The sequence below is a fragment of the Micromonospora cabrerizensis genome, assembly GCF_022230955.1.
Lineage (GTDB): Bacteria > Actinomycetota > Actinomycetes > Mycobacteriales > Micromonosporaceae > Micromonospora > Micromonospora cabrerizensis.
The window spans coordinates 17,526-38,388 of record NZ_JAKKFI010000009.1 but is presented as its reverse complement, the minus strand read 5'-3'; the positions used below and the strand labels follow the sequence as shown (position 1 = coordinate 38,388).

17 protein-coding genes are annotated in these 20,863 nt (G+C 73.5%); 10 read left to right on the top strand and 7 right to left on the bottom strand.

The window, feature by feature from the left end; genetic code table 11:
• Window positions 1-97: 97 nt before the first annotated feature.
• Window positions 98-3,001, top strand: coding sequence for a M36 family metallopeptidase (locus tag LADH09A_RS01410; RefSeq protein ID WP_238642908.1), 2,904 nt, complete (start codon window positions 98-100; stop codon window positions 2,999-3,001).
• A gap of 48 nt (window positions 3,002-3,049) precedes the next feature.
• Here the strand turns inward: LADH09A_RS01410 and LADH09A_RS01405 are convergent, their stop codons facing one another.
• The gene (locus tag LADH09A_RS01405) at window positions 3,050-3,940 is read right to left on the bottom strand and encodes a hypothetical protein (RefSeq protein ID WP_238642907.1); all 891 of its coding nucleotides are present in this window, start codon (window positions 3,938-3,940) and stop codon (window positions 3,050-3,052) included.
• A 151-nt stretch (window positions 3,941-4,091) separates the two neighbouring features.
• On the opposite strand from LADH09A_RS01405, the gene LADH09A_RS01400 reads away from it, so the two are divergent.
• The 5 genes from LADH09A_RS01400 (at window position 4,092) to LADH09A_RS01380 (ending at window position 8,615) form a co-directional block, all read left to right on the top strand.
• A complete protein-coding gene (locus LADH09A_RS01400; protein WP_238642906.1) occupies window positions 4,092-4,760 on the top strand; it encodes a class I SAM-dependent methyltransferase in 669 nt (222 codons plus the stop codon).
• A 9-nt stretch (window positions 4,761-4,769) separates the two neighbouring features.
• On the top strand, window positions 4,770-5,948 hold the full coding sequence (locus LADH09A_RS01395) for a cytochrome P450 (protein WP_238642905.1): 1,179 nt from the start codon (window positions 4,770-4,772) through the stop codon (window positions 5,946-5,948).
• A 35-nt stretch (window positions 5,949-5,983) separates the two neighbouring features.
• Complete coding sequence (locus LADH09A_RS01390; RefSeq protein WP_238642904.1) at window positions 5,984-6,826, top strand: polysaccharide deacetylase family protein; 843 nt, start codon at window positions 5,984-5,986, stop codon at window positions 6,824-6,826.
• Between the two features lie 89 nt (window positions 6,827-6,915).
• On the top strand, window positions 6,916-7,848 hold the full coding sequence (locus LADH09A_RS01385; protein WP_238642903.1) for an ATP-binding cassette domain-containing protein: 933 nt from the start codon (window positions 6,916-6,918) through the stop codon (window positions 7,846-7,848).
• Complete coding sequence (locus LADH09A_RS01380; protein ID WP_238642902.1) at window positions 7,845-8,615, top strand: ABC transporter permease subunit; 771 nt, start codon at window positions 7,845-7,847, stop codon at window positions 8,613-8,615. The genes LADH09A_RS01385 and LADH09A_RS01380 overlap by 4 nt, the downstream gene beginning before the upstream one ends.
• A 34-nt stretch (window positions 8,616-8,649) precedes the next feature.
• On the opposite strand, the gene LADH09A_RS01375 is transcribed toward LADH09A_RS01380, so the two are convergent.
• From LADH09A_RS01375 to LADH09A_RS01360, 4 genes are read right to left on the bottom strand one after another with little or no spacing between them, the layout of a single operon-like run.
• A complete protein-coding gene (locus LADH09A_RS01375; RefSeq protein ID WP_308194449.1) occupies window positions 8,650-9,327 on the bottom strand; it encodes a response regulator in 678 nt (225 codons plus the stop codon).
• The gene (locus LADH09A_RS01370; RefSeq protein ID WP_238642901.1) at window positions 9,327-10,898 is read right to left on the bottom strand and encodes a sensor histidine kinase; all 1,572 of its coding nucleotides are present in this window, start codon (window positions 10,896-10,898) and stop codon (window positions 9,327-9,329) included. Before LADH09A_RS01370 ends, LADH09A_RS01375 begins: the two co-directional genes overlap by 1 nt.
• A gap of 54 nt (window positions 10,899-10,952) precedes the next feature.
• Window positions 10,953-11,678 carry a dethiobiotin synthase gene (gene bioD, locus LADH09A_RS01365; protein WP_238642900.1) on the bottom strand — a complete coding sequence of 242 codons (726 nt, stop codon included), beginning with the start codon at window positions 11,676-11,678 and terminating at the stop codon, window positions 10,953-10,955.
• Window positions 11,675-12,811, bottom strand: coding sequence for an 8-amino-7-oxononanoate synthase (locus tag LADH09A_RS01360; protein ID WP_238642899.1), 1,137 nt, complete (start codon window positions 12,809-12,811; stop codon window positions 11,675-11,677). Before LADH09A_RS01360 ends, bioD begins: the two co-directional genes overlap by 4 nt.
• Before the next feature lie 153 nt (window positions 12,812-12,964).
• Between LADH09A_RS01360 and bioB the strand changes: the two genes are divergently transcribed.
• The 4 genes from bioB to LADH09A_RS01340 all read left to right on the top strand — a co-directional run bounded on the left by bioB (window position 12,965) and on the right by LADH09A_RS01340 (window position 16,936).
• Entirely contained in the window at window positions 12,965-13,960 is a 996-nt protein-coding gene (gene bioB, locus LADH09A_RS01355; RefSeq protein ID WP_088946888.1) for a biotin synthase BioB, read from the top strand.
• Complete coding sequence (gene bsaP, locus LADH09A_RS01350) at window positions 13,957-14,157, top strand: biotin synthase auxiliary protein BsaP (RefSeq protein WP_372492202.1); 201 nt, start codon at window positions 13,957-13,959, stop codon at window positions 14,155-14,157. The genes bioB and bsaP overlap by 4 nt, the downstream gene beginning before the upstream one ends.
• Before the next feature lie 4 nt (window positions 14,158-14,161).
• On the top strand, window positions 14,162-14,668 hold the full coding sequence (locus tag LADH09A_RS01345) for a GNAT family N-acetyltransferase (protein ID WP_179782772.1): 507 nt from the start codon (window positions 14,162-14,164) through the stop codon (window positions 14,666-14,668).
• A 108-nt stretch (window positions 14,669-14,776) separates the two neighbouring features.
• Window positions 14,777-16,936: an acyltransferase family protein gene (locus LADH09A_RS01340; protein WP_238642897.1), complete on the top strand. Its 2,160-nt coding sequence runs from the start codon at window positions 14,777-14,779 to the stop codon at window positions 16,934-16,936.
• Window positions 16,937-16,963: 27 nt separating this feature from the next.
• On the opposite strand, the gene LADH09A_RS01335 is transcribed toward LADH09A_RS01340, so the two are convergent.
• Both LADH09A_RS01335 and LADH09A_RS01330 read right to left on the bottom strand, forming a co-directional pair.
• Complete coding sequence (locus tag LADH09A_RS01335) at window positions 16,964-17,491, bottom strand: DUF488 domain-containing protein (RefSeq protein WP_238642896.1); 528 nt, start codon at window positions 17,489-17,491, stop codon at window positions 16,964-16,966.
• A gap of 110 nt (window positions 17,492-17,601) precedes the next feature.
• The gene (locus LADH09A_RS01330) at window positions 17,602-20,496 is read right to left on the bottom strand and encodes a glycoside hydrolase family 9 protein (protein ID WP_238642895.1); all 2,895 of its coding nucleotides are present in this window, start codon (window positions 20,494-20,496) and stop codon (window positions 17,602-17,604) included.
• Window positions 20,497-20,863: the final 367 nt, after the last annotated feature.

Sequence of the window (20,863 nt, the reverse complement as noted above, 5' to 3'; positions counted from 1 at the left end):
GTGGCAGCCGGCGTCACCGGGGCGGGAGGGCGGAGGAGAGCCGGGCAGCGCGCGTCAAGGGAGTAGTCGCGTGGACAAACCGGAGCGATCACCAACGGTGGGGACGCGGAGGCGCCGGCTCCGGTGCGTCCTGGCGACGACGGCGACGGTCGCCGCGCTGCTCCCCACCGGCGTGAGCACCGCGGCCCCCACCGGCAACGCGGCGTCCGCCGCGCCCAGTTCCGGACCGTTCGCCGAGGGCCACGAGCCCGCCGACGTCGACAACCGCACCGGTACGGCGGCACCCGACGCCCGCCAGCGCGGCCTGGCCCGCGCCGCCGACCCCGACGTCCGATGGAACCGGCTCGGCACCCCGCAGGCGCTCGGCCCCGGCCGCACCCCTCTCGCCACCGGCCTGCCCGCCGACCCGGAGGCCGCCGCACGCGCCTACCTGACCGCCAACCGCGACCTGTTCGGGCTGGACGCCGCCTCGGTGGCCGCCATGGAACGCGTGCTGGTCCGGCCGATCGGCAGCGGTGCCGTGGTCACCCTCCGGCAACGGTTCGGCGATCTGCCCGCCGGGCCGGACGGCCTCGTCACCCTCGCGGTCGCCAAGGGCACGGTGCTCTCGGTCAGCTCCTCGCTGGCCCGCAACAGCGCGACACCGGCGCCGGCCACCCGCACCGCCGAGCAGGCGTACGCCGCCGCGCTCGCCGAGGCCAAGCTGACCGCCGGCGCGGTGGCCAGCCACACCATCCGGCAGGTGGCCGTACCCACCCCGCTGGACGGGCCACGGGCCGCCTACGAGGTGACCATGATCGGCGCGGACACCGAGCACCCGGCCGCGTTCACCAGCTACGTGGACGGCAGCACCGGGCAGGTGCTGGTCCGTGAGGACCTCGTCGACTACGACTCCGACAACCCGAGCTGGGCGGTCTTCCCGGCCACCCCGCCCCGCGACCTCGCCCCGGGGCAGGACCCCCGGGTGCGCTGGTGCGGCGACCCGGCGCCCGGCTGCCTGGCCGCCTGGCGCGACCCGGCCACCGGCCAGCCGTGGGACGTCGACGCGGCCACCGGCACGCCGACCTTCACCTCGCGCGGCAACTCGGCCAACACGGTGCTCTCCTGGGGTGCCGGCACCCCGGTCGTCCCCGCCCCCACCAGCCCGGAACGTCGCTACGAGTACCCCTTCACCGACCAGTGGCACCAGTCGAAGTGCAACCCGGAGGTGTTCACCTCCGCCCAGCGCAACGACGCCGACGCGTCGATCGCCAACCTGTTCGCCATGCACAACCGGATGCACGACTGGTCGTACCAGTTGGGCTTCACCGAGTCGGCGTGGAACCTCCAGGCGGTCAACCTCACCCCGGCCGGGCTGGGCGGTGACGCCGAGCAGGGCCGCGCCCAGCAGGGCGCGCTGACCGGCAACCGGAACAACGCCAACCAGGGCACCCCACGCGACGGGCTACCCCCGACCACCAACATGTACCTGTGGCAGCCGCAGGCGGGCGGGCCGTACCCACCGTGTGTGGACGGCGACTACGACATGACGGTGATCGGCCACGAGTACACCCACGCGATCACCAACCGGATGATCGCCGGCCCGGACAGCGGGATCAGCGGCCACCAGGGCGGCGCGATGGGTGAGTCGTGGGGCGACCTGCTGGCCGCCGAGTACCTCTTCCAGCACGGGCTGCGCGCGCCCGGCGAGACGCCCTTCATCACCGGCGGCTACGTCACCGGCAACCTGGTCAGCGGCATCCGCAACTACGACCTCAGCCGCAGCCCGCTCAACTACTCCGACGTCGGCTACAACACCGGCGGCCCGGCCGTGCACGCCGACGGGGAGATCTGGGGCGCCACCAACTTCCGGGTCCGCTCCGCGCTGGTCAAGCGGTACGGCCTCGGCACCCCGCAGCGCCAGCTCGACTGCGCACAGGGGAAGGTCGCCGCCGACCAGTGCCCGGGCAACCGGCGCTGGTCGCAACTGGTCTTCGACTCGTTCCTGCTCCAGGCCGCCAGCCAGGTCAGCATGCTCGACATGCGGGACAACATGCTCACCGCCGACCTTCTCCGCTTCGGTGGTGCCAACCAGGACCTGATCTGGGCCGAGTTCGCCCGCTCCGGGATGGGCCGGGACGCCGCCACCAACGGCGCCACCGACACCGACCCGACGCCGAGCTTCGCCTCGCCGCGCGGTGGCAACGGCACGCTCACCCTCCGCCCGCGCGGGGACAGCGCCGAGGCCCCGATCCGGGTGTACGTCGGGACGTACGAGGCTCGGGCGACGCCGATCGCCGACACCGACCCGGCGACGCCGATCCCGGACACCGTGGAGATGGTGGCCGGCACGTACGACCTGCTGGCCGTCGCACCCGGCTTCGGGCACCAGCGGCTCAGCGTGGTGGCCCGGGCGGGTCAGGACGGGTACGTGGACCTGCGGATGAGCCGCAACCTGGCGTCCACCACGTCCGGGGCGACGATCACCGGCGACGGGGTCAACCTGGACCGGGTCGCCGACGACACCGAGGCGACGAACTGGGCCTCGCTGGACGGGGTGGCCGGCCGGCAGCTCACCGTGGCGCTGCCCGGGGGCGCACCGCAGACGGTCAAGCGGGTGAACGTCAGCGCGATGCTGCGCCCGGCGATCGTCGGCGACGCCGACACCGGCAGTCAGAACGCGCTCAGCGCGCTGCGCTCGTTCGCGGTGTCCGCCTGCAACGCGACGACCACCGACTGCGCCGACCCGGCGCGGTGGCAGCGCATCTACACCAGCGCGGGCGACGCGTTCCCCGGTGGGGCGTACCGGGCGTACAGCCGCGACATCAACCTCCGGACGTTCGCGGTGCCCAGCACCCTCGCCACCCACCTGCGACTGGAGGTGCTGGCGAGCCAGTGCACCGGTGGCCCGCACTACGCGGGCGAGCAGGACGACGACCCGGCCACCACGACGGACTGCGCGACGGCCAGCCCGGCCCGGTCGCAGGTCAGGATCGCCGAGTTCCAGGCGTTCTCGAACTGAGAGACGTGGGGGTCGGCGGCAGGTCCGCCGGCCCCCACGGCCCCTGGCTCAGCGGCGCGCCGGTCGCCAACGGTCGGGGGTGACGGGGTGCTCCCAGCGCCGGTCCACCGGTGGGTCGTCGGGCTCCGTGGCATCCCCGCCCGCGGCCCGGGTCAGGTGCCGCAGCCGCAGCAGCAGCCCCATCCCGAGGAACAGCAGCAGCCCGCCGAGCAGGAACGCCGCCTGCACCACCCCGAACCCGCCGGTCTGCGAGACCGGTCGTCCGGGCGCCGGTGGCGCGGCGTCGACCGGGTAGTCCCCGACCGGCTCCTCCGCGGACGTGCTCTCCTCCTCGGCCGGCGCGCTCGGTGTCTCGCTGGGCTCCGACGGCGTGGCGCTCGGCTTCGGCGTGCTGGTCGGGGTGCCGCCCGCACCCACCACCGAGCGGGTGGCCGTCTGTCGGGCCAGCAGGCGCGCGTTGGCGTCGTACGCCTCGGCGGCGAGAGTGACCCGCCCCTGGGTGACGTCCTCGTCGAAGGCCACCCGGTAGCGGGCGGTGACCGTGCGGCCCGGGCAGAGCGTGCCCGGGTCGAGCTGCCGGTCGGTCAACCGGGCCACGTCACCGTCGGTCTGGATCTGCAACGGGAAGTCACCGGCCTCCTCCACCCGGTCCATCTTCACCTGGTCGAGCCGGAGGCCCTGCACGCTCAGCACCATCGACCAGCGCACCTTGACGCAGCCCCCGCGCCGGTCCGTCCGGGAGACGACGGCGGACACCGTACGCACCTGCTCGCCGGCGGTGAACCGGGCCGGCAGCCCGCTGAGTTCGGTGCTGAACGCCGCCTGCGCCGGAGCGGCCAATGCCAGCTCCACCCCGCTCAGACAGGCCAGCACCACCCCTACCCGCACCGCATACCGCCACACCGTCACCACCGCCGCCCTCCGTTCGGTCGTCTCCACTGAGCAACGCTAGGAGCGGCGCGTCGGCCGGACCAGACGGGTGTGTTCGCACCGACCGGCAAGGACGGGGCGGGTTTTCACCGACGGTGGTGAACCGGTCACCGCTCCCCCGCGACACGCCGGGCACCGGGCCGCTGGGACAATCGGCGACGTGTCCGAGCTCTCCAGCACGTTCGTCCGGCTGCACGCCCGGCTGGCCCCGGTCCCGTTCGTCCCCGAGGTGCGGCTGCACCAGGCGGACGAGCCGATCGGGCTGTGGGAGCTGACCGAGGGCGAGTTCTCCACCGACCGGCCGCCGCCGTTCTGGGCGTTCGCCTGGGCCGGCGGGCAGGCGCTCGCCCGCTACGTGACCGACCACCCTGAGCTGGTCGCCGGCCGCCGGGTGCTCGACCTCGCCTCCGGCTCCGGCCTGGTGGCCATCGCCGCCGCCCGCGCCGGCGCGGCGTCGGTGCGGGCCGTCGAGGTGGACGAGCTGGCCGTGGCGGCGGTCGCCCTCAACGCGGAGGCCAACGGGGTACGCGTCGACGCCGAGCTCGGCGACATCCTCGACGGCGACGCCGGGGACGCCGAGGTGGTGCTCGCCGGCGACGTCTTCTACAGCGACGCGATGGCCCGCCGGGTGCTGCGGTTCCTGCTGCGCGCCACCCGGGCCGGCGCACCGGCGCTGGTCGGTGACCCCGGCCGGGCGTTCCTGCCCCGGGACCGCTTCGACGAGCTGGCGGCGTACGACGTGCCGGTGCCGGAGGCGCTGGAGAGCGTCCGGGTGAAGCGCACCACCGTCTGGAGGTTGCGCGCCGGGCTGCCGGGAGCCTCCGGCTAGCGTGTCCGGGTGCTGTTCCGCAGCTGGGCGCAGGTGTCCGACCCCGCATGGCCGGACGTGGCCCGGGTGCCGGACCACGTCGGCGGCACCCACCTGGTCGTCACCCGGCACGCGCTGGTCCGCCAGGTTCTCGCCGACCCGGTCACCTATCGGCCGGACAACGCGCTGGACGCGGTGACGCCGATGCCGGTGACCGCGCTGCGGGTGCTGGCCGGTCACCGGTTCCGGCTGCCGCCGACCCTCGCCAACAACTCGGGCGCCAGCCACCCGCGGATCCGGGCGATCGTCGCCGACGCGCTGCACCCCGCCCGGGTCGCCGCGCAGCGGCCCTGGCTGACCGCGCTGGTGCGGGACCGGGTCGCCCGGCTCGGCGCGGCCCTCGACGCCGGTGAGCCGGTCGACCTGTACGCGGACCTCGCCGCCGACCTGCCGCTGCTGGTGCTGGCCCGGCTGGTGGAGCTGCCGGACGCCCCGGTCGGCGCGGTCAAGGAGTTCGCCCGCGCCGCGCTGGAGTTGTTCTGGGCTCCGCTGGACACCGATCGGCAGGTGGCCCTCGCCACCGAGGTGGGCCGGTTCCACGGCGTCCTGCGCGACTTCGCGACCACCGGCGGCGGGTTGGCCGCCGACCTGCGCGCGGCCGGGCACCCCCCGGACGTGGTGGTCGGTGCGCTCTTCTTCCTGCTGGTGGCCGGGCAGGAGACCACCTCGCAGTTCCTCACCCTGCTGCTGCACCGGCTGGCGGGTGAGCCCGCGGTCCGGGCCGGCCTGCGCAGCGGCGAGGTCGCGGTGGCCGACGTGGTGGAGGAGGGGCTGCGGTTGGAACCGCCGATCGTCACCTGGCGGCGGGTGGCGGCGACGGACAGCACGCTGGGCACCACAGCGGTGCCGGCGGGCAGCAGCCTCGTGCTGTGGCTGGGCCGCGCCGGTAGGGACCCGGCGGTCGTGGAGTCGCCGGACGAGTTCCGCCCGGGTCAGCGCGGGTCACGTCGGCACCTGGCGTTCGGGGCGGGCGCGCACCGCTGCGTCGGTGACGTGCTGGCCCGCATGGAGGCGGGCGTGGTGGTGGCCGAGGCGGCGCCGCTGCTGGACGGGGTGCGCGTGGTACGTCCGCCCTGGTGCCCGGACAATCTCACCTTCCGGATGCCCGACGCCTTCGTCGTCCGGCGCTCGTCCGGGGCACCGGCATGAGGAGATCCTGATCTCTGTTCGGTAGGTTTCCGGGCGTGTCAGCGACCCCCGCACGTCGGATCCTCGCCGTCGTCACACTTCTGGCCCTGCTGGTGCTGAGTGCCTGCACAGCCGGACCGGCGTTGCACGTCCGACGGATCGCCACCGACCAGCCGGCCCTGTCCGCCTCGCCGTCCCCGCCGTCGACCTCGCCGTCCCCGACGACGAAGCCCGCGCCGGGGAGCCTGGACTGGTACGTGTCCCAGGTGCCGACCTTCCCCGAGGCGCCACCGCCGCAACCGGTGCCGCTGCCCGAGACCGGTGCGGCCCAGTTCTGGCACCGCCTGCCGACCGACCAGAGGGTCGCCTTCATCACCATCGACGACGGTGGGCTGGCCCGCCCGCCCGAGGTGGCCGACTTCATCTGGCGGGCGCGCATCCCGGTCACGATGTTCCTGAACTCGCCGGCCGCCGAGGAACACGACGTCTACTTCCGGCAGATCATGGTGGCGGGCGGGGTCGTCGAGAACCACACCATCACGCACACCTCGCTGGCCGGCCGGTCGTACGACCGCCAGAGGCACGAGATCTGCGGTGCCGCGGACAAGCTGGAGGAGCTGTTCGGCAAGCGACCGACCCTGTTCCGGCCACCGTTCGGCGAGCACGACGCCACCACGTTGAGGGCGGCGCACGACTGCGGCGCGAAGGCGGTCTTCCACTGGACCGAGACCGTGCACGAGGGGAAGGTGCGCTACCAGACCCCGGAGAAGGTGGTGCAGCCCGGCGACGTGCTGCTCATGCACTTCCGGCCGGCGCTGATGGACGACCTGCTGGCGGCGCTGAGGGCGATCCACCGGGCCGGGCTCACACCGGCCCTGCTGGAGGACTACGTCCGCTGACCGACCCGCCCGCGACCTGACGAAAGTCAGGGCCGGGTGCTGCCGTTCGGGCGCGGCAGGGCAGGGGGCCACGCGCCTAGCGTCAGCGCATGATCACATTACGTGGGTTGACGAAACGGTTCGGGACGACCGTCGCTGTCGACGCGTTGACCGTCGACATCGCGCCCGGCCGGGTCACCGGGTTCCTCGGCCCCAACGGCGCCGGCAAGTCCACCACGATGCGGATGATCCTCGGGCTGGACCGTCCCAGCGCCGGGCAGGCCCTCATCGGTGGGCGCGCGTACCGGGAGTTGCGCCGGCCGCTGCACGAGGTGGGGGCGCTGCTCGACGCCCGGGCCATCCACCCGGCCCGCTCCGGCCGGGCGCACCTGCTGGCCATCGCCCGCAGCAACGGCATCCCCACCCGCCGGGTGGACGAGGTGCTGGACACAGTAGGGCTGGACGCTCGGGCCGCCCGGAAACCGGGACGGACCCTCTCGCTCGGCATGGGCCAGCGGCTCGGCATCGCCGGCGCGCTGCTCGGCGACCCGCCGGTGCTGATGTTCGACGAGCCGGTGAACGGCCTCGACCCGGACGGGGTGCGCTGGGTGCGGCAGCTCATGCGCTCGCTGGCCGACCAGGGACGGACGATCTTCGTCTCCAGCCACCTGATGAGCGAGATGCAGCTCACCGCCGACCAGCTCGTGGTGATCGGCCGGGGACGGCTGCTCGCCGACGCCCCGACCGACAAGGTCATCGCCGGCAGCACGGTCGCGGTCCGGGTCCGCAGCCCGCACCCGGACGGCCTCGCCGCCCTGGCCGCGCGCCTCACCGCCGCCGGCGCGACAGTGCAGGCGGCCGACCGCGACGAGCTGACCGTCAGCGGCACCACCGCCGACCGCGTCGGGGACCTGGCACACGAGCTGGGCGTACGACTGCACGAGCTGAGCCCGCACGGCGCGTCGCTGGAGCAGGCGTTCATGGAACTGACCGCCGACAGCGTCGAGTACGCGGGCGGACCGACCGGAGGTGGGGCGCGATGAGCACCAGTACCCGTGGTGGCGCGGTGGCCGCCGAGTGGACCAAGCTCTCCTCGGTGCCGAGCACCTGGTGGACGGCGCTGGCCGGGCTGCTGGTGATGGCCGCGAGCGCCGGCCAGCTGGCCATCTACGCCGCCAACGACAACACCAACGACGACCCGACCGACGACCGGGGAATCGTCACCGTCGGCAGCGTGCTGATCGACTCGGTCGAGCTGACCCAGTACGTGGTGCTGGCGCTCGGCCTGCTGGCCATCACCGCCGAGTTCACCAGCGGCACCATCCGGACCACGCTCCAGTGCACCCCGTCGCGCGGCCGCGTACTGCTGGCCAAGGCCGCCGTCGCCGGCACCGTCACCTTCGCCCTCGGTCTGCTGCTCGGCGGCGTCGGCGCCCTGGTGGCCCGGCCGGTGCTCGGCGAGTGGGGCACCGCCCCGGTGGCCGGCACGATCGGCGACATCGTGGCGGTGGCGGCCTACCTGGCGCTCATCGGTGTGCTCGCCCTGGGCCTCGGCGCCGCGCTGCGCAACGCGGTACTCACGATCACCGTGCTCCTCGCCACCCTGATGATCGTGCCGCTGTCCCTTCAGGAGCCGGACATCGACGTGCTGAACCGGATCGCCGACGTGTTCCCCGGCGTGGCCGGAGCGCACTTCCTGGCCGGCGACACCGAGCCGTACCCCAGCCTCGTCGGGTTGCTGCTGCTGGCCGGGTGGGCCGGGGCCGCGCTCCTGCTGGGCCGGGCCGCGCTGCGTCGCCGCGACGCGTGACGCCGACGGCTGAGCGGGGCCGTGCCGCCCCCGCTCAGCCGTCGACCAGCCCCGCCTCGTACGCGAGGATCGCCGCCTGCACCCGGTTGCGCACGTCCAGCCGGGTGAAGATGCTGGTCAGGTAGCTCTTCACCGTGCCCTCCACCAGGTGCAGCCGGCGGGCGATCTCGGCGTTGGACAACCCCGCCCCGACCAGGGCCAGCACCTCCCGTTCCCGCTCGGTCAGCCCGGCCGTACGGTCCCGGGCGGCGGGCCGGCGGGCCAACCGGCCGGCACCCAGCTCGATCACCCGACGGGCCACCTGCGGCGACAGGTACGCCCCACCGTCGGCGACCGCGTGCACACCCGCGATCAGCTCCCGCGGGTCGCCGGCCTTGAGCAGGAACCCGTTGGCGCCGTGCCCGAGCGCACGGGCCACGTGGTCGTCCTCGCCGAACGTGGTCAGCATGATCGTCGCGGTCTCCGGCACGACCCGGCGGATCTCGGCGGCGGCGGCCAGCCCGTCCAACCGCGGCATCCGGATGTCCAGCAGCGCGACCCGAGGTCGGTGCGCACGGACCAGCTCCACCGCCGCGTGCCCGTCGCCGGCCTCGGCGACCACCTCGATGCCCGGATCGGTGGCGAGGATGGCCCGCACACCGGCCCGGATCATCGCCTCGTCGTCGGCCAGGACGACCCGGACCGGCGACGCCCCCGTCGTGTCGGTGTCCACTACGCGATCCACTCCTTGCTGACCAGCCGGCCGTCGGTGAAGCAGAGTCGCCAGGTCGGCTCCGCGAGGGGGAAGTTGCCGTCGGTGTAGTACTCGCAGCCGGCCCGGTCGAACGGGCCGGGGCGCTCCAACTGCCGCCGGGGCAGCCCGACCAGCTCGGACCGGGCCGCACCGACGCGCATCTGGTCGAAGGTGGCCCGGTCCAGCACCGTCCCGGCGGTCGCCACCGGGTAGTAGACGAACGAGAGCACCAGGGCGAAACCGACCGGTGCGACGAGCGCCACCAGCAGACTGCGCCGCACCCGCCGCCGGGCGTCGTGCAGTCGCCGTTCGGCGTCCACCGGCCGCTCCCCCGGACCGGGTCGCTCGTCGGACCAGGACGGGAGCCCGACCTCGGCCACCGACCCGATCGCCTCCGGCGACGCCGCGGTGGCCGGCAACACCGCCCGTACCGCGAACCCGCCGTCGGCCCGGTGGCCGGCGTCGAGCGTCCCGCCGGCGAGGCGGACCCGCTCGGCGAGGGCCAGCAGCCCACTGCCCTGCGACGGCGGGGCGGGCAGTGGCCCGGCCGGCGCGGCGTCGTTGACGACGGTCACCTCGACCCGGTCACCGTCGCGGGTGAGGCGCACGTCGACCGGGGCGCCCGGCGCGTACCGGGCCGCGTTGGTCAGCGACTCCCGGACGATCCGGTGCGCCGCGTGACCGGTCATCGCCGGTAGCTCCGCGACCGCCGGGACGGCGTCCAGCCGTACCGCCATGCCGGCCTCCCGGGCACCCTCGACCAGGTCCGCGACCGTCTCCCCGCTCGGACGCACCGACGCGCCCGCCTCCTCGCGGAGCACCCCGATGATCTCGTGCAGCCGCTCGGTGGCGGCGGAGACGCTGGCCCGCAACTCCCCCGCCGCGGCCCGGTGCCGGTCGTCGAGGTCGGCGGCGACCTCCAGGGCGGCGGCCCGCAGCGCGATCAGGCTGAGGTCGTGACCGAGCGAGTCGTGCATCTCCCCGGCGATCCGGGCCCGCTCCCGCAGCCGGATCCGCTCGGCGGCACCCCGCTGCTCGCGGGTCAGCGCGTCGACGTGCCGGCGGCCCGCGTCGGTCAACTCCTGCTGCTGGCGGCGGTACCGGCCGACCAGCCACGGGAACACGGCGGCGAAGAGCAGCACCGAGGCCAGCAGGAACCAGGTGGCCGCGCCGGCACCGAGCAACCCCAGGTTGAGTGCCGTGCCACCGGCCGCGATCAGCACGAAGACCATGACCGCCGGGCCCACGGTGGCGCTGCGCCGCCCGGCGAGATAGCTGAAGACCGGAATCGCGAACACGAAGTTGCCATCGACCACCGACCCGAGCACCACCAGCACCACGGCGACCAACGGCTGACGTCGACTGGCCACCACCGCCGCACCGACCAGCAGCAACTTGCCGACCAGCAGCGGCACCGCGTACCGCGAATAGGGCGGGCTGGCCTCGGCGTAGCCGACCGGCGCGGCCACCACCGCCCAGAGCAGCACGTCCAGCAGCAGGCGACGCCGTCGGTGCAGCCAACCCGGCGGCGCGACGTCGAGAATGCGCACGGCGGTCAGGCTACCCACGCCCGACCTGGGCGGACACCGACGAAAGTCAGGTGTTCAGCCGCTCTCCTCGGCCCAGACCCGCCAGTCGTCGAGCACGCCGTGCAGGGCCGGGGTGAGCCAACCCGGCGCGGAACGCCGGAACACCCCCGGGTCCATCGCACCGGCGCCGTCGGGCACCGCGCCGAGCAGGTTCGGCACCAGGTCGGTGAGGTTCGTCCAGTGCACCAGCTCCGGTCGGGTCGGCCAGGCACCGATCACCACGCCGGCCGGCACGGCACGCCGGTCGAGTGCCTCCAGGGTCAGCGCGGTGTGGTTGAGCGTGCCCAACCCCGCACGGGCGACCACCACCGCCGGCACGCCGAGCGACACCGCCAGGTCGGCCATCGTCCACGGCTCCCCCGACGGGCGCAGCCCCATCGGCACCAGCAGCCCACCCGCGCCCTCGATCAACACCAGGTCGTGCTTGTCCGCCTCCGCACGGACGGCGTCCACCGCCGCGTACAACTCCAGCGGCGGCAGATCCGCCACCCGGGCGGCGGCCAGCGGGGCGAGCGGATCGGGATAACTGGCCAGCGTCCGGCCGGTCAGCGGGGCCGCCAACCGGTTGACCGCGTCCACGTCGCCGGGCTCACCGTCGGCCGTACCGGTCTGGCCCGGTTTGACCACAGCCACCCGTAACCCGGCGGCCTGCGCGGCGGCCGCGATCGCCGCGGTCACCACCGTCTTGCCGACCTCGGTGTCGGTCCCGGTGACCAGAACCGGCCCCTCCCACGCCGTCATGGGGCAGTTTCCACGATGACGTCCAGGGCCCGCTCGAAGGCCGCCCTCGGCACCCCCGCGCTGATCGTGAGCCGCAGGCGGGAGCGGCTGTCCGGCGTGGACGGCGGCCGGAAGCAGCCCACCGCGACGCCCCGGTCCCGGCAGTCGGCGGCCCAGGCGGTCGCCGCGTCCGGCCCGGGAGCCGTCACCGAGACCACCGCCGCGTCCGGCGCGGAGACGGTCAACCCGGCCGCACGCAGCCGGTCGACCGCCAACCCCACCCGGTCGGACAGCTCCGCGCGCAGGTCGTCGCCCACCCGGGTCAGCCGCAGCGCGGCGTGCACACCGGCGGCGACCGCCGGCGGCAGGGCCGTGTCGAAGATGAACGTACGCCCGGTCTCGACCAGGTGCCGGACGAACTCGGCCGGACCGGCCACCAGCCCACCCGCGCCGCCGAGCGCCTTGGACAACGTGGCGGTGACCACCACGTCCGGCTCACCGGACAGCTGCGCGGCGGCCACCCCGCCCGCGCCGGCCGGACCGGTCACGCCCAGCGCGTGCGCGTCGTCGACCAGCAGCAGCGCGCCGTGCCGGCGGGCCACGGCGTGCAGCCGGGCCAGCGGGGCGAGGTCACCGTCGACCGAGAAGACCGACTCGGTCACCACCACCGCCGGGCGACCCGGAGCGGCCGCGAGCGCGGCAGCCACCGCGTCCACGTCGGCGTGCGGGGTGACCACCGTCTCGGCGCCGGAGATCCGGCAGCCGTCGATCAGGGACGCGTGGTTGTGCGCGTCGGAGACGAGCAGCGTCCGAGGTTGGACGAGGGCCCGCAGCGCGCCGAGGTTGGCGAGATAGCCGGAGGAGAAGACGAGGGCCCGGTCGGTGCCCAGCCACTGGGCCAGCTCGTCCTCCAACGCCTGGTGCGCGTCGGTGGAGCCACGTACCAGGCGCGACCCGGTCGCCCCCAGCCCGTACGCCGACAGCGCGGCCGCGGCCGCGGCGGTGACCTGCGGGTGGGTGGCCAGGCCGAGGTAGTCGTTTCCGGCCAGATCGGTCATCTGATCGTCGGCGGGACGCGGCTGTAGTCGCCGGGTCAACCCGGCCTTCGCCCGCAACTCCGCGCGGCGGTCGAGCGCCGCTAGCCAGTCCGCCACGTCACCCCTTCACCGCCGTCCGCGCCGGTCAGCCCGACACCCGCCGGGCGAAATTACCACCCGCCACCCTCGGTCGACGGATCCACTCGCTGCGAGGCATCGACGGCTGTTAGGTCATTCCGGCTGATCGGAGCGCCTTGTAAGGTACGAGCCATGCCAGCGATCCTCGACCAGGCCCGGACCCAGGTCCTCGGTGACGGTGTCGGCCTCGACCAGGCCGGCATCCTCGCCGTGCTGAACCTGCCCGACGAGCACCTGCCCGCCGCCCTCCAGCTCGCCCACGACGTGCGGATGCGCTGGTGCGGCCCGGAGGTCGAGGTCGAGGGCATCGTCTCGCTGAAGACCGGCGGCTGCCCGGAGGACTGCCACTTCTGCTCCCAGTCCGGCCTGTTCACCTCCCCGGTGCGCTCGGTCTACCTGGACATCCCGTCGCTGGTCGAGGCGGCGAAGCAGACCGCCAAGACCGGGGCGACCGAGTTCTGCATCGTCGCGGCCGTGCGCGGCCCGGACGCCCGGCTCATGAAGCAGATGCGTGAGGGCGTCGCCGCCATCCGGGCGGAGGTCGACATCCAGGTCGCCGCGTCGCTGGGCATGCTCACCCAGGAGCAGGTCGACGACCTGGTCGACATGGGCGTGCACCGCTACAACCACAACCTGGAGACCTGCAAGTCGTACTTCCCCAACGTGGTCACCACGCACTCCTGGGAGGAGCGCTGGGAGACGCTGCGGATGGTTCGCGACTCCGGCATGGAGGTGTGCTGCGGCGGCATCCTCGGCCTCGGCGAGACCGTCGAGCAGCGGGCCGAGTTCGCGGCACAGCTCGCCGAGCTGGCCCCGCACGAGGTGCCGCTCAACTTCCTCAACCCGCGCCCCGGCACCCCGCTCGGTGACCGCCCGGTGGTGGAGGGCAAGGACGCGCTGCGGGCCATCGCCGCGTTCCGGCTGGCCATGCCGCGCACCATCCTGCGGTACGCGGGCGGCCGGGAGATCACCCTCGGTGACCTGGGCACCCGCGACGGTCTGCTCGGCGGCATCAACGCGGTGATCGTCGGCAACTACCTGACCACTCTGGGTCGCCCGGCGACCGCCGACCTGGATCTGCTGGCCGAGCTGAAGATGCCGGTCAAGGCGCTCTCCGACACGCTGTGACGACCGTGACGACGACGGAGCTGTGGTGCGACCGGTGCGGTGAGTCGGCGACGGCCACCGCCCACCCGGCCTGCGCGTCGGCCCGCGAGTTGGAGCCACCCCGGTTCTGTCCGGGGTGCCGCCGCCGGATGAAGGTGCAGGTGCTGCCGGTGGGTTGGTCGGCGGTCTGCGTCGAGCACGGCGAGATCCGGGGCTGAGCCGGTGCTGCGCGGGCGGGCGGTGGTCCTGCGACCGGCGACGGCCGCGGACGTGGAGGCTCTCGTCGCTATCCGGGCCGACCCGGAGGTACGCCGGTGGTGGCGGGGCGGCGACGACCTGACCGGTTCCGTGCGCGCCGACCTCGGCGACGACGACCTGCACGTGTACGCGATCGAGCACGACGGCCGGGTGGTCGGCGCCATCCAGTGGTACGCGGAGGCGGACCCGGACTACCGCCACGCCAGCCTGGACGTCTTCCTCGAACCGGCGGCCCGCGGCGCCGGCCTGGGCGGGGACGCGATCCGCACCCTGGCCCGGCACCTCATCGACGAGTACGGCCACCACCGCTTCACGATCGACCCGGCGGCGGCGAACAGCGCCGCCATCCGCGCGTACGCCAAGGTGGGTTTCCGCCCGGTGGGGGTGCTGCGCCGGTACGAGCGTGGCGAGGACGGGCGCTGGCACGACGGCCTGCTGATGGACCTGCTCGCCGACGATCTGGTGGAGTGAGCGGCCGGCCCACCCGTTCTCGGCGCGACTGCCGGTCAGATGCGAACTGCGCGCTGCCATTCAGTACATTTGCCCCATAACACCCATACCGGGCTTTATCGTGCCCTGGTGGGCGTGGACACGAGGGCAGCAGACGCGAGCGCCGGCCCGGTCCGTGCCGGCCGGTTCCGCGGCGACATCGAAGGGTTGCGTGGGCTCGCGCTCGCACTGGTGCTGGTCGGCCACGCCGGCGTCGCCGCCCTCCCCGCCGCCTTCGTCGCCGTCGACGTCTTCTTCGTGATCTCCGGCTTCCTGATCACCGGCCTCCTCGTCGACGAGATCCGCCGGACCGGCCGAGTTCGCATCGTCGACTTCTACGCCCGACGCGCCAAGCGGTTGCTGCCGGCCGCCACCGTCGTCCTCGTGGCGAGCCTCCTGCTCACCTACCTGTTCCTGCCCCCGATCCGTTGGGCCGGGACCGCACGGGACGCTCTGGCCAGCGCCGCCTACGCGATGAACTGGCGTCTGGTCGAGCAGTCGACCGACTACCTGCGCTCCGAGGAGGCCCCCAGCATCCTCCAGCACTACTGGTCGCTCGCCGTCGAGGAGCAGTTCTACCTGCTGTGGCCGCTGCTCCTGCTCGTCGTCGCCCTGCACGTCTCGCGGCGCACGTCCCGGCGCGACGGCGGGTGGCGTCCGATCCCGCGCAGCCGGTCGGGCCGACACCGCAGGCCGTTCCTCGGCGACCGGATGGCCCCGTGGTTGCTCGCCGCCTTCGCCCTGGTCGGCGTACCGTCGCTGGCCTGGTCGATCCACCTGAGCCAGACCGAACCCGCGCGGGCGTACCTCGTCACCACCACCCGCATGTGGGAGCTGGCGTTGGGCGGAGGCCTGGCGATCCTGAGTGGGCACCTGTCCCGGCTGCCGCGCCCCGCCGCGATCACGCTCGGCTGGGCCGGTATGGCCACGGTCGCCCTCGCCGCGATGCTGATCCGACCGGAGACGGCGGCGTACCCCGGGTACCTGGCGCTGCTGCCCACCCTCGGCGCTGTCGCGATCATCGCGGCCGGGCCCGGCGCCGGACGGTACGGCCCGGCCCTCCTGCTCAACCGGCGACCGACGCGTGCGGTCGGCGCCGTGTCGTACTCGTGGTACCTGTGGCACTGGCCACTGCTGGTCGTGGCGGAAGCACGGTGGGGCCCGCTGGGAACCACGGCCGGGCTCGCGATGATCCTCTGCTCGGCGGTCCCGGCGGTACTGACCTACCACCTGGTGGAGAACCCGTTCCGGTACGCACAGTTCTCCAGAGCCCGCGTGCTGCGCATGGGACTGGTCGCCACCAGCGCCACCGTCATCGCCGGAGTCGGCCTGCACCTGGCGGTCCGACCGCCGTCGCCAGTCCCGACCCAGGCCGAACTCGCCGGGGCCGGCGCGCCGGGAGCATCACCCGGGGGCGGGAGGGCAGCGGCGCCGGTGGACCGGATCGCCCGCATCACACCCGACCCGCTGCACGCCCGCGACGACCTGCCCGACGTCTACCGGGACGACTGCGTCACGCAGGCACAGGACGCGAGCCTGCGCAGCTGCACCTACGGCGACCGTGACTCGGCGGTCGAGGTGGCCCTGGCCGGCGACTCACACGCGGCGCACTGGGTGCCCGCCCTGCAGGCCATCGCGAAGGAGCGTGGCTGGCGACTGGTCACCTACATCAAGACCACCTGCTCGTTCCTGAAGGCGCCGATCACCATCGCCGGACGGACGGACCCCAGCTGTACGGAGTGGAACAGCAGGTTGCGGGCGGCCCTCACCGGCGAGCGGCGGCCCCGGCTGCTCATCGTCTCCAGCGTCACCCAGATCCCGCTGGTCGGCGGCAGCACGCCGCCACCGGGCTCGGCGACGGCGGACGCGCAGACGACGGCGTTGTCGGAGACCTGGTCCGAGGTGACCGGTGCCGGCCTGCCGCTGGTGGTCATCCGGGACACTCCGTCGTTCACTGTGGACATGGCCGAGTGCGTCTCGGCCCACCGCGAGCGACTCACCGCCTGCGCGCAGCCCCGGGAGCGAGCCCTCGCGTGGGGCCGACCGCAGGAGCGCGCCGCGGCCGCGGTGCCCGACGTCCGCCTGGCCGACCTCAACGACGCCATCTGCCCCACCGAACCGTGCCCGGCGGTCATCGACGGGTTGCTCGTCTACCGCGACGCCCACCACCTGACCGCCACGTACGCCCGCAGCCTCGCCCCGCGGCTGCACGACCGGTTGCGTCACCTCGTGTCACCACACCTGCCGTGAGCACGACCCGATCAGGTGAGCGGCAGCTCAACCGTCCCAGCAGAGGTGCCCGTTCGGCAGTCGACGGGCGCCCTCGGCCGGCTGGTGCGGGCTGAGCCGCCCCTCCGGCATGAGGTGGGCCACCGGTGTTCCGCGACCGAGCGCCGCGACGTCGGCGATCAGCCGGCGGTGGCAGCGCCACCAGAGGCTCTCGCTGCACATGACCGCGGTGGTCCGTTCCGCCGCGTCGGCCAGCACCCCGGTCAGCGCCGTGTCGAAGTCCCGCGTACGGGTGTAGGAGGCGTACGCCCGGAACGCCGCGACCTTCCACCAGGTGTCCGGCTCGGGCTCCCCGGCGGGGACGTGCCGGCGTCCGCCCAGGTGCGGCTCCCAGCGGTAGTCGATCCCGTACTCGGGCAACCACCGCTCAAGCTCCTCGCGGTGCACGTCGGGGTTGGTGCGGCTGGCCGGGTAGCGTCGCACGTCCACCAGCAGCGCCACCCCGGCCTCGGTCAGCAGCTTCCCCAGCCGCACCCGGTCGGATGTGCCGTGCCCGACGGTCAGCAACTCCCCCACACAGCTGAGTTGCCCGCAATCCCGGGCGGTTATCCCCGGTCCGGGCGAGATCTTGGACAGTTACCGTTCCGGCGGAACGACAACTGTCCAAGATCTCGTCGGATCTCGCCTCAGGCGAGCGTGCAGGTGGCGTTGTTGACGGTGAAGGCGGTCGGTTTCGGGTTGCTGCCGCTGTGGGCGCCGTTGAAGCCGAAGCTCACCGACGCGCCCGGCGCGAGCGCGCCGTTGTAGGACAGGTTCGTGGCGGTGACCGCCGCTCCGGCCTGGCTGACCGCCGCCGACCAGCCCTGACTGACGGTCTGCCCACCCGGGAAGCTGAACTGCAGCGACCAGCCGTTGATCGCGGTGGTGCCGGTGTTGGTGATCGTCACCGTGGCGGTGAAGCCGGTGCTCCAGTCGGTGGTGGCGTACCCCACCGTGCAGGTGCCGCCGACCGGCGGGGGCGCGGTGGTCACCGCGACCGGCGCGGACGCCGCGGAGGTGTTGCCGGCCGCGTCCACGGCGACCACGTAGAACTGGTACGCCGTCGAGGCGGTCAGCCCGGACACCGCCTGCGTGGTTCCGGTCGGCGAGCCGACCAGCGCGTCGGTGGCACCGGCCTCGCGGTAGACCCGGTAACCGGTGACGCCGACGTTGTCGGTCGACGGGGTCCAGGCCAGGGTGAGCCCGGTGGCGGTGACCGCCGAGGCGACCGGTGTGCCGGGTGTGCTCGGCACGGTGGTGTCGGCGGTGCCGGCCGGTGGCGTGGTCACGGTGAGCTTCGGCGAGGCGGCCGAGTTGTTGCCCGCGTTGTCGCGGGCGACGATGGTGTACTCGAACGTCCGCTCCGGCAGCAGCGTGGTGATGGTGATCGAGTTCTCGGTGACCCGCCGGGTCGCCACCACGTCGTTACCGACCATGAACTCCCGGACGTCGTAACCGGCCAGCCCACTGCCGCCGCTGTCGGTGGACGGCGCCCAGGTCAGGGTGACCGTGCGGGGGCCGAGGTTGGACGCCACCGGGGTGCCCGGGACGGTCGGCGCGGTGGTGTCCGGCACGACCGGGCCCGGCTCCTCGCCCCAGACCCGGGTGGTGCCGGAGTAGAGCGGCACCTTCCGGTTGGGCCCGGCGGTGGCCTGGTACGACGGGTCGTTGGTCGGGTCCCAGGTGCCACCCTCCGGCACGCCGATCTTGAACTGGACCTCCATCCGGTGCTGTGACTGCCCGGCCGGGGCGATGGTGTGCCCGGTGCAGTCCACCTCGACGTACCAGATGTCACCGCTGAACTGCCTGGCCGTGGTCGGGGACGGGCAGCCCTGGGTGTAACCGGCGGTGACCTGCACCGGGCCGGTGCCGTCGGGCCGGAAGTAGTACCGGAAACGGCCGTCGGTCAGCGCCCGGGCCGGGAACGCCGACTTGTTGTAGACCATCACCTTGAGCCCGGTGGCCCGCGGTTCGGCCTGCGCCACCGTCGTCTCCACGGTCAGCTCGTCGATGTCCGGCGTCTCGGCGACCGGGAAGTTGGCCAGCGGCGTGCCACCGTACTCGGAGACCAGCCGGACCAACGCGGAGGTGAAGCCGGCGTTGTAGTCGGTGGCCACCTCGTTCATCACGTAGTCCGACCGGCTGTCGCTGTACGCGTCGTTGGCCGAGGACGGGCCACCGACCAGCGCGCCGTAGAGGGTGTGCCGGGTCTGGACGGGCACGGTCTGGCTGTCCCACCAGGAGCCGTGCGCGGTGCGGTGGTGGGGGTTCTTCGGTGCGTTGGCGCCGAACCCGATGACGTAGCTGGAGTTGCGCGGGTTGTCGCCGAGCGCGTAGTTGACCTGCCGGACGGCGAAGTCGTGGTAGCGCGCCTTGCGGGTCGTGTCGGTGGTCTTGTCGCTGTAGACCAGCGCGGCGAAGGAGGTGTTGGCCGCGTAGCGCAGCGCGCCCCAGGAGTCGAGCACCGCCATCCCACCCGGCGAGTACGGGACCCGCTGCCCGTCGACCCCGACGGTCCAGTAGTCCAACCAGCGGTTGGCGTCGTCGACGTACTTCTGCTTGCCGGTCAGGTTGGCCAGCAGCACGTACGCCCCGAACTGCTTGTTGTCCCAGGCGATCGTCCACTTGTAGGAGCGGGTGGTGGACTGGTTCTCGGTGCCGAGCTTGTCGTACTCACTCTCGGCCTTGGCCAGGTAGCTGGCCTCGCCGGTGGCCCGGTGCAGCCAGATCGCCGCCCACACCAGCTCGTCCTGCCAGCCGCTCCACGAGCGGTAGAAGCTGGTCGCGTCGGTGATGCACTCGTGGTAGGACTTCCGCACCGTGTCGGCGAAGGTGTAGAGCTGCCGGGCGTGCCCGAGCAGCTTGTCCGCGTAGGCCGCGTCGGTGGGGCGGAACACCATCGAGGAGGCAGCCATCGCGGCCGCCGTCTCGCCCGCCAGGTCCGCGCCGCCACAGCTCGCATCGATCTTGTACGCGGGCCGCGCCATCGCCATCACCTCGGCCGGACCCCACCACTTGTGGTCGTCGTCGCCCTTGCCGACCTGTCCGTAGAGGACGTTGGCCGACGGGTGCGCCTTGATGAAGTAGTCGTTGACGAAGCGCAGGTTGTTGAGCAGGTGCGGCAGTTGCCCGGACGCGGTGTAGCCGCTGCGGTACTCCACCGCGCCCCAGGCGAGCATGGTGGCGCTGAACGCCATCGGGAAGCCGAACTTCACGTGGTCACCCGCGTCGTACCAGCCGCCGGTGAGGTCCAGCCCCGCGTCGGCGCCGTCGGTGAGCGCGCTGTCGCCGCGCCAGGACACCCGGTTCCAGTCGGGCAGCCTGCCGGACTGCTGGGCCTCGTAGAAGAGCAGTGACTTCTGCAGCACCTCGGCGTAGTTGTAGGCCGCTGGCGCGGCGGAGGCGGGCGACGACGTCGGCCCGGCGACCGCGAGGGCGAGGCCCGTGAGCAGGGCGACACCGGCGGCCAGCAACCGCCGCGGCCAGGGCTGATCGACGACCGATCGCCGAGATCGGAGGCGGAACCGCTGCGGTCGGTGCATGGCGGGCTCCTGTCGGTGGCGCCGCCGGTCAGCACCGACCTGGACGCGGGACGGTGTCGGGTGGTGCGGGCTGCCGGCGGCTGTGGTGGTGGCACCGGGAGCGCGGGAGCGCTCCCATGGATAACCGACAATGTAATGCGCTCGTCACCGCTTTGTGAAGAGGCGCCCGGGCCCACCCCGTCGCAGCGACCGCGACCTGCGTCGAGACCCGCGCCAGGCGACCCCTAAAACCATCTCACATCATCGATGATATTCGATGTATTGGGACGCATCGCCGCTGTTCAGACCGGCCGCCGCCGAGCCGGCAACGGGGCCGTTCGAGCGTCACCACCCCTGTCAGACGAACGTACTGTTGCCGACCCGCTAC

Excerpts from the sequence above, each read along its gene's own strand:
- LADH09A_RS01380 (WP_238642902.1), top strand. The coding sequence starts at position 7,845 with ATGAGCACCAGTACCCGTGGTGGCGCGGTGGCCGCCGAGTGGACCAAG.
- LADH09A_RS01385 (WP_238642903.1), top strand. The coding sequence starts at position 6,916 with ATGATCACATTACGTGGGTTGACGAAACGGTTCGGGACGACCGTCGCT.
- LADH09A_RS01330 (WP_238642895.1), bottom strand. The coding sequence starts at position 20,496 with ATGCACCGACCGCAGCGGTTCCGCCTCCGATCTCGGCGATCGGTCGTC.
- bioB (WP_088946888.1), top strand. The coding sequence starts at position 12,965 with ATGCCAGCGATCCTCGACCAGGCCCGGACCCAGGTCCTCGGTGACGGT.
- bioD (WP_238642900.1), bottom strand. The coding sequence starts at position 11,678 with ATGACGGCGTGGGAGGGGCCGGTTCTGGTCACCGGGACCGACACCGAG.